Source organism: Terriglobia bacterium (assembly GCA_036496425.1).
Lineage (GTDB): Bacteria > Acidobacteriota > Terriglobia > 20CM-2-55-15 > 20CM-2-55-15 > 20CM-2-55-15.
The window spans coordinates 1-6,611 of record DASXLG010000104.1; the positions used below are offsets into that span (position 1 = coordinate 1).

At 58.6% G+C, this 6,611-nt stretch carries 7 protein-coding genes; 3 read left to right on the forward strand and 4 right to left on the reverse strand.

What is annotated here, in order from left to right; translation table 11 throughout:
* Positions 1–89: 89 nt before the first annotated feature.
* Positions 90–1,199: a methionine synthase gene (locus VGK48_07505; protein ID HEY2381014.1), complete on the reverse strand. Its 1,110-nt coding sequence runs from the start codon at positions 1,197–1,199 to the stop codon at positions 90–92.
* 128 nt (positions 1,200–1,327) lie between these two features.
* Here VGK48_07505 and VGK48_07510 point away from each other — a divergent pair, with 128 nt between their 5' ends.
* Together VGK48_07510 and VGK48_07515 are read left to right on the forward strand one after the other, a co-directional pair.
* Positions 1,328–2,242 carry a LysR family transcriptional regulator gene (locus VGK48_07510; protein ID HEY2381015.1) on the forward strand — a complete coding sequence of 305 codons (915 nt, stop codon included), beginning with the start codon at positions 1,328–1,330 and terminating at the stop codon, positions 2,240–2,242.
* A 192-nt stretch (positions 2,243–2,434) separates the two neighbouring features.
* The gene (locus tag VGK48_07515) at positions 2,435–3,298 is read left to right on the forward strand and encodes a C1 family peptidase (protein HEY2381016.1); all 864 of its coding nucleotides are present in this window, start codon (positions 2,435–2,437) and stop codon (positions 3,296–3,298) included.
* Between the two features lie 181 nt (positions 3,299–3,479).
* Here VGK48_07515 and VGK48_07520 read toward each other — a convergent pair whose 3' ends face one another.
* The 3 genes from VGK48_07520 to VGK48_07530 form a co-directional block, all read right to left on the reverse strand.
* A complete protein-coding gene (locus VGK48_07520) occupies positions 3,480–3,641 on the reverse strand; it encodes a hypothetical protein (GenBank protein ID HEY2381017.1) in 162 nt (53 codons plus the stop codon).
* A 44-nt stretch (positions 3,642–3,685) separates the two neighbouring features.
* Positions 3,686–4,447, reverse strand: coding sequence for a SprT-like family protein (locus VGK48_07525; GenBank protein ID HEY2381018.1), 762 nt, complete (start codon positions 4,445–4,447; stop codon positions 3,686–3,688).
* Positions 4,448–4,626: 179 nt separating this feature from the next.
* Entirely contained in the window at positions 4,627–5,676 is a 1,050-nt protein-coding gene (locus tag VGK48_07530; GenBank protein HEY2381019.1) for a methyltransferase, read from the reverse strand.
* Positions 5,677–5,730: 54 nt separating this feature from the next.
* Between VGK48_07530 and VGK48_07535 the strand changes: the two genes are divergently transcribed.
* Positions 5,731–6,570 carry a hypothetical protein gene (locus tag VGK48_07535; GenBank protein HEY2381020.1) on the forward strand — a complete coding sequence of 280 codons (840 nt, stop codon included), beginning with the start codon at positions 5,731–5,733 and terminating at the stop codon, positions 6,568–6,570.
* The last annotated feature ends 41 nt before the right edge of the window (positions 6,571–6,611 follow it).

A 6,611-nucleotide genomic window follows, 5' to 3' on the forward strand; every position in this document is an offset into this window, starting at 1 on the left:
AGTTTTTGCAGTTCTAAATTTGAAATGCAGCAACTTCTAATGATGCAATGGTGCAATACTCCCCCTTCCCTCGCTCCGCTGGTATTGAATCAATTCCAAACCGCGCGAGCCGTCTCCACCACCAGTTTCAATTTGGCCCACTGTTGCTCTTCATTCATCAGATTGCCTTCCATCATGGACGCGAAACCGCACTGCGGGCTGAGAGCCAGACCATCGAGCGGCATATAACGCGCTGCTTCCTCGATGCGGCGAACAATCGAGCTTTGGTCCTCCAGACCGGCGAGTTTGCTGCTCACCAAACCCAGCACCGCGACCTTGCCCTTCGGTACAAAGCGCAGCGGTTCGAAACTCCCGGACCGCTCGTCGTCGTATTCCAGAAGAAAGCGGTCCACGTCCAATGTTCCGAACAGCTTTTCGGCGACGGCGTCGTAACCGCCCTGCGCGTACCAATGGCTGCGATTGTTGCCGCGGCAAAGATGAATCGCGAGCGTCACTCCGGGACGGCGCGCCGCCGCCAGGCAGGCATTATCGGCGCGCAGGGATTCCTCAAACATGGCATCCGGGTCGGCGTTCATTTCGGTGCGGATCCACTCGCGCCATTTCGGATCCATGTAGTAGCTGTAACGAGGAGCGTCGATCTGAATATAGTTCACTCCCTCGTCGGCAAGCCGCGCCATCTCCGTCTTCACGATTTCGACCAGATCCCAAAGCAGCGCCGAACGGTTGGGATACACCTTGTCGGTGACGCCGTCCCTGTACGCAATCGCAGGAAATTGGGTGGCGCTCGGCAGCGTCATCTTGATCGCGCCCGGACAGTGTTGTTTCATGTAGGGCAATTCGTGACCGGTGAGCGGGCGCAAGGCCCGGACCTTCGCATTTACAACGCCCAACGGGTTGGCGCTCGCCCGGGAGTCTGTTCCGGCAGCGTTTCCCGCCTGCCAGGTTCGCGTGACCGAGGTGTTCAAGTCGAAGCCCTCCACGGTATCGGTCATGCCGGCCATGAAATTCCGGCGCCGCAACTCGCCGTCGGCAAAGATTTCAAGCCCCAGTTCCTTCTGTTTCGCGAGAACCCGCGAAATATGCCTGTCTTCCAGCTCGCGCAGCTTCTCGCTGTTATGCGGCTCGGCGGCATGTGCTTCCAGCAATTCGGCGGGCCGCAATAGGCTGCCCACATGATCGGCCCGGTAATCGATGCTCATTTGATAGCTCCTGTGAAATCCAACTTTGACGGACAGCGGCATCGTCGCGTACGCTTGTCTATGAGTCAAATGAAAGCTCGTCCATTAAAAGATGAAAATCATTCATACCTGACCCAGGGAGGGCATTCGTGCTCGAGATCCGTCATTTGCGCACGCTGATCGCCATCGACGAAACCGGAACCGTGTCCCGGGCCGCCGATCGCATGCACCTGACGCAGTCGGCGGTGTCCCATCAGCTGAAAGCGTTGGAGACACATTACGGAGTGGGTATGGTCCTGCGCGACGGCCAGTCGGTGAAATTGACCGACCCGGCAAAACGCCTGGTGGCGCTCGGGCGGACGGTGATCAACGAAATCCAGACCGCCGAACGCGACCTGGTCCGGATTGCGGCCGGACCGGTCGGCACTCTCCGGATCGCGCTGGAATGCCACACCTGTTTCGACTGGTTGCTGCCGGTCATGGATGCGTTTCGAGTGGACTGGCCTCACGTCGAACTCGACCTCGTGTCGGGCTTCCATCCCAATTCGCTGGCGTTACTGGCAGACAACGAGGCCGACCTGGTCATCGGCTCGGAATGCAAACGCCGCCGCAACCTCGTCTTTCACCCGCTCTTTCGCTTCGAGATTCTCGCCGTGCTACCGACGGACCATCCGCTCCGCAACAAGCGATATCTCACCGCCGCCGATTTCGCCGAAGAGACCCTGATTACCTACCCCGTTCCCGACGATCGCATCGACCTGATCCGCTACGTGCTCAAGCCGGCCCGCGTCCACCCCAAAAGGCGCACCACCGAACTGACCATGGCCATCCTTCAGCTGGTCGCCAGTCGAAGAGGCGTGGCGGCCCTGCCCAGCTGGGGAATTACCAACTATCTCCGCTACGGATATGTGACCGCCCGGAGAATCGGGAAAAACGGCCTCTGGAGCAATCTCTATGGCGTGACGACGGAGGAAGCCGCACGACAGCCTTTTATCCGCGACTTCCTTGACACCGCCCGGCGGGAGTGCTTCGCCAAGTTGGATGGGCTCCAGCCTGTAAGCTGATGCGCCCAACGGGTTCAGTTTGCAGCACTATTCGTACACTTTATCCGAAAGTCGCTTGCCGGGAGGTTTCGGAAACTTTCTGGGCCCCTCGTGTTGACAACTCAACCAAGCACGGGGACGATTCCGAATGGCCCCGTTTTTTCTGTTCTGCTGACCAGACATCAATCGACTCGAAAACAGAAAGGATCGACAATGGCAACAAAAAGCAAAGCACATCAAACAGCTTCAAGACGATCGGCAAAAACTGGCGGCGTCGCGGAGGCACTCGCGAAGCTGCCGGTACGCCGCCCTTCTCGACATGGAGCGTACGGGTGGGTTAGAGATCTGCCCGATACCAGGGACTTCTTATATGCCGCTCCCCTGATTCGTTTTCCGCGGGGATTACCGGCGGTTATCGACTTAAGACCGAAGTGCCCACCTGTCTATGACCAGGGTCAGCTCGGCAGCTGTACCGGCAACGGTATCGCGGCGGCTGTCGAGTTCGACCAGAGGAAACAGGGCGCCAAAGGATTTACGCCATCGCGCTTGTTTATTTACTACAACGAACGCGTCATGGAGCACACCGTGCATCAAGATAGCGGCGCTCAAGTACGTGATGGCATTAAATCGGTTGGCACGCTTGGGGCGCCCCCGGAAACCGATTGGCCTTACGATATCTCCAAGTTTGCAGACCAGCCTCCGGCCTCCGCTTATTCCGACGCCAAACAGGACTTGGTCTCCGCCTATTCACGCGTCGCTCAGATCCTTCCGCAAATGCAAGGTTGCCTTGCAGAAGGATATCCTTTTGTACTTGGTTTTACGGTTTACGAGAGTTTTGAAGGCCAGGAAGTGGCCGACAGCGGCATTGTTCCCATGCCGTCTGCAAACGAGAAAGTCGTCGGCGGTCATTGCGTGGTCGCTGTCGGATACGACAACAGCAAGCGAGTGTTCATTATTCGCAATTCGTGGGGAACGAGTTGGGGAATCAAGGGATATTGCATGATGCCGTACGAATATCTGCTGGATCCGCATCTCGCGAGCGACTTCTGGACGATCCGGTCGGTCACGGGAAAGTAAGCACGGATTGAACGGATCTAGCGGATTTAGCGATAACGCCAGTTGTGACCCGGCAGACCAACCCGCGATGGTGATCTGCCGGGTTGTCCAACATTGATCTGAAGGTCGAAAGCGATGGTCTTGACCCTTTTGCGCCTCGCCTGGTTCGGCGGCCGGCGGCGCGCCGATTTCGACATAAAGGTCAAATATCGCCTCCCTTGCCGATGGATCGGTGCGCGAGCCGAACAAGCTGATTCGCTTCCAGGCGCACTCCTGTCCTCACCGAAGCCGCCGAAAGGGCCTCGCGGATGCCGATTTTCTCAGCTGTGGTGAGGCGTACATCTGCAAGGGACATGATTCGCATTCTATCGCAATGCAGAGATTCTCTGACGTTCGTAAGAGGACCTGTTACATTTCAGGCGCCGTGAGGACAGGAGAGAGCAGCGCAATGGGCACGTAATAGGTCTTATACCGCCGGCCGTCGGAGAAAGGCTGTCCCAGCGCATCTTCGACCAGGATTGTTGCCCGCTTGGTGATGCGGTTGACGCGGCCCTCGAGGCGGCGTCCTTCAAAAGGAAATTCGACCAGCGCGCCCGTCCGGATGCCCGCGCTTGCCGCACGTTCGTTGCGTGTAATCAGCCGATGGGTGTGCTCGCGGTGCAAAAAATGCCGGCCCGCGATCGTTTGAAATCGCGGACCGGCGCAGTCGCTGTCTACCCAACAAAGCTGTTCGATAAGGTGTACGATTTCATGCTCGAAAATCCGCTGCAGCGCTTCCAGGCGGGTGTTGCACTCGAGGCCGCACACGGTCACCGTCCGGTCCCGGGCGCCGAAGCCGTCGAAGAGCAAACCGCACGCGATCGCGATCTCAAAAAGGACGTCACCGGAACTCGTACGAAAACGGGTGGTCTTGCCGCCCGTGTGGGTCATTCGCGTCGATAAACGAAACCTGAGGCGGCGCCCGTCCAGAGTCTTCCGGCACTCGCCCTCAAAAACCCGGGTGTCATAGGCATCGAACAGCAACGCGAGGTCCTGGCTGTGTATCGAAGTGAAGTTCGCGGCCCGAATACACCGAGACTCGGACAGAAGGTGGCGCTCGATCTCACGGGAACGCTCGCGAATCGCGGCTTCCGGCAAATGCGAATCGACTGCAAGGTCGGCCAGGCTCATTCCGAGAGCATGCAAAAGCCGGTGGTCAACTCAGGTCCCGCGGGCAAATTAGGGCGAATTGTTGGACTTTGACACCGAAATGCCATGGGTCCTGGATCAGGGCGGATCCATGCTGAAGGCTTTGCAACTCCCCACCTGAGTTAGGCGGGGAGTTGGCCGCCACCAGACACGTTTCCGCACTAACGTTTATAGCCAGTGGTAATGCTGTAGTAGACGCTGGTCTGCATGGTTTCGACGCCGGTGAAGCCGGCGCCCTCGAGAATCCCTTTCAGTTCGCCGAAGGTGAATTGCTGGCCCTGCGTGCCGAGCAGCATCAGCATGGAGAATGATGCGGCTGTGACGGGGCCGGCGCCGTCATCGTCCAGCAGCATTTCATGCAGCATGATGCGGCCTCCGGCCGGCAGGGCTTCGAAGGCGCGGGCGGCGAGCCAGCGGCAGGTCTGAAAATTCCAATCGTGCCAGATATTCGAAAAGAAGAGCGCGTCATAGCCTTTCGGCCAAGGCTGGCGGAACATGTCGACGGCAACCGTGTCGACACGATCGGAAACCTCTCCTTCTTTAATGTAGTCTCGTGCCACTTCACACATCGCGGAAAGCTCCATGATCGTGCAGCGGAGATGCGGATGCTTCTGGGCCATGGCGATCATGAAGCAGCCGGAACCGCCACCGACGTCGAGCACCCGCCGGATGCCTGTGAAGTCGTAGTTGCGCGCGGCCCCGATCGCGGCAAGCAGTGAATGCGCATGCATCCGCTCGGCGACGCCCCGGGCTTGTTCGAGCGAAATAGTGCCCGCGGCCCAGTTATCGGCAACACGGCCTTCGCCGGAAACCTGAGGCGTGCCTTCCGGCCCCGTGACGCGATCCGAACCTTTCGTCCGGAGCTTCGCCAGCAGTCTCGTTCGATGTCCGTCGTTGATCCCGACACTCAGCATGGCGCCCCAATAGAACGGTCCGGACTTCACAAGATAATGACGCGCTTCGTCCGTGAGCTGAAAACGCCCGAGCCGCTGGGTCAGGAGGCCGAGCGCGCCAAGCAGGCGAAGCAGAATGCCTGTGGCGCGTCCGTCAAAGTCGAGGCGGGCCGCGAGCTCGGCGATCGTGGCCGGCTTCTCGCCGAGCGCCGCAAACACGCCGGCTTCGTCGGCCGCGACGACCGCCGCCTGATACGTTTGGGTGAGAAGTAAATCCCAGATCCGCCGGTCATCCGTGCCTGGCTGTTCATATTTCATCGTGGCAGTATACAATTTGCGACCGAATCCGGAACGAACCGTCGAAAGAACTCTATGTTCAACGTCTACCTGCTCGCCGCATTTCTTTTTCTTCAGAATACGGCTCCGCCGCTGCCGGAACTGAAGCCGTTCCTGGCGGAATTGCGGAAAACGATTCATACGGACAGCCTTCTGCTGAGCCAGTACACTTACATCGAAAAACATACGGATACGGAACTCGATTCGAAAAACCAGCCCAAAAAGACGGAGGTGAACGCGTACCAGGTGTTTCCGGGATCGCCCGAACACGTGGGATATCGCCGGCAGACGGAAAAGGACGGCAGGCCGCTCACGCCCGATGAAGCGAAAAAGGAAGAGGAGGCGCTACGAAAGCGGATCGCAGAGTCGCAGCAGCAGCGCGGCCGGCTCGCGCCGGCGGAACGTGACCGCCGGCGCGCGGAAAGACTGCGGAAGGAGCAGGAGATCATCGACGATGCGTTCGGCGTCTTCGACGTCCAGATAACCGGCCGTGAAAACATCGACGGCCGCCCGGCGATCGTGCTGCAGTTCCGGCCGAAGGTCCCGGCGACCTACAAGCCGAAGACATTTGACGGCAAAAATATGCAGCATGTCGCCGGCAAGGTGTGGGTCGATGAGCAGGATCATCAGCTCGCGCGGGTGGAAATCGAGGTCACCGATACCATCTCGATCGGATTGGGCATTCTGGCGCGGCTTCAAAAAGGCGCGTCCATCGTCGCGGAACGCCGGAAATTCAATGACGAGATCTGGCTGCCGGTCCGGACCGACATCCGGCTCAACGCAAAAATCATGCTGCTGAAGGGATTCAATCTCCGCCAGATCACCGAATACTCTGATCACAAGAAATATTCGGTGGATACGATACTGAAGTATTAGGGGAGGGAACCTATTGGAGATTGCATCATTCGAGGTTGCTG